Source organism: Pseudomonas sp. R62 (genome assembly GCF_000257605.1).
GTDB classification, from domain to species: Bacteria; Pseudomonadota; Gammaproteobacteria; order Pseudomonadales; family Pseudomonadaceae; genus Aquipseudomonas; species Aquipseudomonas atacamensis.
In genome coordinates this window covers 2,801,729-2,805,756 of sequence record NZ_JH635998.1, presented here as the reverse complement: position 1 = coordinate 2,805,756, position 4,028 = coordinate 2,801,729, and the positions used below count along the sequence as shown (strand labels likewise).

The following is a 4,028-nucleotide window of genomic DNA, read 5'->3' as shown; positions in this document are numbered from 1 at the left end:
TACGCGCCGGGATCAGCAACGAGGGCAATCCGTCGCGGATCAACATCATCCGCACCCTGCGCTCAGCGCATGCGCGTCGTATTGCCCTGTCTGGCAGCAGCCGCGCGAAATTGCGCGAAGCCAAGGAGGAGCTGGCACGGCTCAAGCGCGAAGAACCGGACAACTTCGGCGATATCCAGGAACTCGAGGCTGAAATCGAGAAACTCAGCGCACGCATTCACCGCGTGCCGTTCCTAGATACCTTCGACTTGAAATACAACCTGTTGGTCAAGCAACCCAATCCCAGTTCCAAAGCAGTGATGTTTTGCCTGATGGACGTTTCCGGTTCGATGACGCAGGCGACCAAGGACATCGCCAAGCGCTTCTTCATCCTGCTGTACCTTTTCCTCAAGCGTAACTACGACAAGATCGACGTGGTGTTCATCCGTCACCACACCAGCGCCCGGGAAGTGGACGAAGAGGAGTTTTTCTATTCTCGTGAGACCGGCGGCACCATTGTTTCCAGCGCCCTGAAGCTGATGCAGGAAATCATGGCCGAGCGCTATCCGAGCAATGAGTGGAACATCTACGCCGCTCAGGCCTCCGACGGCGACAACTGGAACGACGATTCGCCGATCTGCCGCGACATCCTGATCAACCAGATCATGCCGTTTGTGCAGTACTACACTTATGTGGAGATCACCCCGCGCGAACATCAGGCGCTGTGGTACGAATACGAACGCATCGCCGAAGCCTTCTCTGACACGTTTGCCCAGCAGCAACTGGTCTCGGCCGGAGATATCTATCCGGTCTTCCGTGAACTCTTCCAGCGCAGGTTAGTGACATGACCGCCAAAGAGCAGAAACGCCAACCGATTTCCACCGGCTCAGAATGGACATTCGAGCTGATCCAGACCTACGACCGTGAAATCGCCCGGATCGCGGCCCGTTATGCACTGGACACCTATCCCAACCAGATCGAAGTGATCACCGCCGAGCAGATGATGGACGCCTATGCCTCGGTGGGCATGCCGCTGGGCTATCACCACTGGTCCTACGGCAAACACTTCCTCAGCACAGAGAAATCCTACAGTCGCGGGCAGATGGGCCTGGCCTACGAGATCGTGATCAACTCCGACCCGTGCATCGCCTATCTGATGGAAGAAAACACCATCTGCATGCAGGCGCTGGTGGTGGCCCATGCCTGCTATGGCCACAACAGCTTCTTCAAGGGCAACTACCTGTTCCGCACCTGGACCGATGCCAGTTCGATCATTGATTACCTGGTGTTCGCCAAGCAGTACATCATGCAGTGCGAGGAACGCCACGGCATCGACGCCGTGGAAGATCTGCTCGATTCCTGCCATGCCTTGATGAATTACGGCGTCGACCGCTACAAGCGTCCGTATCCGATCTCCGCCGAAGAAGAGCGCCGGCGGCAAAAGGACCGTGAAGAGCACATGCAAAAGCAGATCAATGATCTGTGGCGCACCATTCCCAAAGGCGCGGACAAATACAGCGACAAGGACAACGCCCGCTTCCCTGCCGAGCCGCAGGAAAACATCCTCTATTTCATCGAGAAACACGCACCGCTGCTGGAGCCATGGCAGCGCGAGATCGTGCGCATCGTGCGCAAGATCGCCCAGTATTTCTATCCACAGCGCCAGACCCAGGTGATGAACGAAGGCTGGGCGACGTTCTGGCATTACACGCTGATGAATGATCTGTATGACGAAGGCCTGGTCACTGACGGCTTCATGATGGAATTCCTGACTTCGCACACCAGCGTGGTATTCCAACCGGGTTTCGACAGTCCGTACTACAGCGGCATCAACCCGTATGCGTTGGGTTTCGCCATGTACCGCGACATTCGGCGCATGTGCGAAGAGCCTACCGAAGAGGATCGCCGCTGGTTCCCGGACATCGCCGGTTCCGACTGGCTGTCGACCATCAAGTTCGCCATGAGCAGTTTCAAGGACGAGAGCTTCATCCTGCAGTACCTGTCGCCCAAGGTGATCCGCGATCTGAAGCTGTTCAGCATTCTCGATGATGACCAGAAAGACGATCTGCTGGTGCCGGCCATCCATGACGAGGGCGGCTACCGGGTCATCCGGGAAACCCTGGCCGCGCAGTACAACCTCGGCAATCGTGAGCCGAACGTGCAGATCTACAGCATTGATCGGCGCGGCGATCGCTCGCTGACCCTGCGCCATCAGCAACACGATCGCAAACCATTGGGCGACTCCACCGAGGAAGTGCTCAAGCACCTGCACCGGCTCTGGGGCTTCGACATTCATCTGGAAACCCTGCAAGGCGACCAGATCATGAAAACCCATCACGTGCCGCCGCGCAGTGAACACAGCGAGGGCGATTACGGCCGGCTCGATCTGGCCGTGATTCATCTTTGATCCGGTTCTGGCCTCCGAAAGTCTGACGCAAGGGTTATCCTGTCGGACTGACGGAGGTTTTTTATGCAGGTTTACAAGGTTGGCGGCGCGGTACGTGATCGCCTTTTAGGGTTGCCGGTCACTGATGTCGACCGGGTCGTGGTCGGCGCGACCACTGAAGAAATGCTCGCCCAGGGGTTTCGCCCGGTTGGCGCGGATTTCCCGGTGTTTCTGCACCCGAAAACCGGTGAGGAATATGCTCTCGCCCGCACGGAGCGCAAAAGCGGTCGCGGTTACGGCGGTTTCACTTTCTACGCGAGTCCCGAAGTCACGCTCGAAGAAGACCTGATTCGACGCGACCTGACGATCAATGCCATGGCCGAGGACGATCAGCTCAACCTGACCGATCCGTATCATGGTCAACGCGACCTCGAAGCACGAATCCTTCGCCATGTTTCCCCGGCGTTCGCCGAAGATCCGTTGCGAGTGCTGCGCGTTGCCCGTTTTGCTGCGCGTTACGCAGGACTGGGCTTCACGGTCGCCGACGAGACCATGGGTTTGATGCGCCAGCTCAGTGAGTCCGGCGAATTGCAGGCGCTGACCGCTGAGCGCAGTTGGAAAGAGATTTCCCGCGCACTGATGGAAGACCGTCCACAGGTGTTCATCCAGGTCTTGCGCGACTGTGGCGCACTCAAAGAGCTAATGCCGGAAGTCGACGCCTTGTTCGGCGTGCCGCAGCCAGAGACCCATCACCCGGAAATCGACACGGGCCTGCACACCCTGAGCGTGCTGGAGCAATCATCCCTGCACAAACAACCACTGACAGTGCGCTGGGCCTGCCTGCTGCACGACTTGGGCAAAGGCCTGACGCCGGAAGAAGAATGGCCCAGGCATATCGCCCATGAGCACACCGGGCTGAAGCTGATCAAAGCGGTCAACGAGCGCTTCAAAGCCCCCAAAGACTGTCAGGAACTGGCGCTGCTGGTCGGGCAATACCACACCCATGGGCACCGGGCGCTGGAGCTGAAAGCCTCGACGCTGCTGGAGTTGCTGCAGAGTTTCGATATTTATCGCCGGCCGCAGCGATTCGAAGAGTTTATCGCCGCGTGCGAGATGGATGCCCGTGGCCGCAAGGGCCTGGAGCAGCGCAGTTATCCACAGGCGGATTATTTGCGCGGAGCGGCGAAAGCTGCACGAGAAGTGGCCGTGCAGCCGTTGCTGGAGCAGGGATTCAAGGGGCCTGAACTGGGCGAAGCGCTGAAGCGGGAACGACTGAAGGCGTTGAAAGCCTACAAAGAGGCGGCGACAGCCTGATGAAAAAACTTCGCGCCCAGGCTCGCTCCCACAGGAGACCTCGATCCCATGTGGGAGCGAGCCTGCTCGCGAAAGCGAATTTGATATCACCGCAAATCCGAAGGTGTGAGCTGCTCCCCCCGCCATTGGAACGCAACCGGCGCCAACACCTGATCAATTTGCGCCTCAGCCCACAACGTCGCAAAGCTTTGGCCCACCCCCGGATGCACTCGCTCCGGCGCAATCAACGACAGCGGCCACAGCACAAAGGCATTTTTCAGAATTTCCGCACGCGGCAGTACCAATCCGTCGAAGTTACCCACCAGATCGCCATACAGCAGCACGTCGATATCCAGCGGCAAGCCCTTGC

Annotated in this window: 4 protein-coding genes; 3 read left to right on the top strand and 1 reads right to left on the bottom strand. The window is 58.4% G+C overall.

Translation table 11 applies throughout. From position 1 onward, the window contains the following. The 3 genes from OQK_RS13600 to OQK_RS13590 all read left to right on the top strand — a co-directional run. A partial coding sequence (locus tag OQK_RS13600) for a YeaH/YhbH family protein (protein WP_016772890.1) occupies nucleotides 1-827 on the top strand: 827 nt, incomplete at its 5' end. Continuing rightward, complete coding sequence (locus tag OQK_RS13595; RefSeq protein WP_016772889.1) at nucleotides 824-2,386, top strand: SpoVR family protein; 1,563 nt, start codon at nucleotides 824-826, stop codon at nucleotides 2,384-2,386. The genes OQK_RS13600 and OQK_RS13595, both read left to right, overlap by 4 nt. Before the next feature lie 63 nt (nucleotides 2,387-2,449). Further along, nucleotides 2,450-3,679: a multifunctional CCA addition/repair protein gene (locus tag OQK_RS13590; RefSeq protein ID WP_016772888.1), complete on the top strand. Its 1,230-nt coding sequence runs from the start codon at nucleotides 2,450-2,452 to the stop codon at nucleotides 3,677-3,679. Between the two features lie 86 nt (nucleotides 3,680-3,765). On the opposite strand, the gene OQK_RS13585 is transcribed toward OQK_RS13590, so the two are convergent. Next, a partial coding sequence (locus tag OQK_RS13585) for a 2-amino-4-hydroxy-6-hydroxymethyldihydropteridine diphosphokinase (protein ID WP_016772887.1) occupies nucleotides 3,766-4,028 on the bottom strand: 263 nt, incomplete at its 5' end.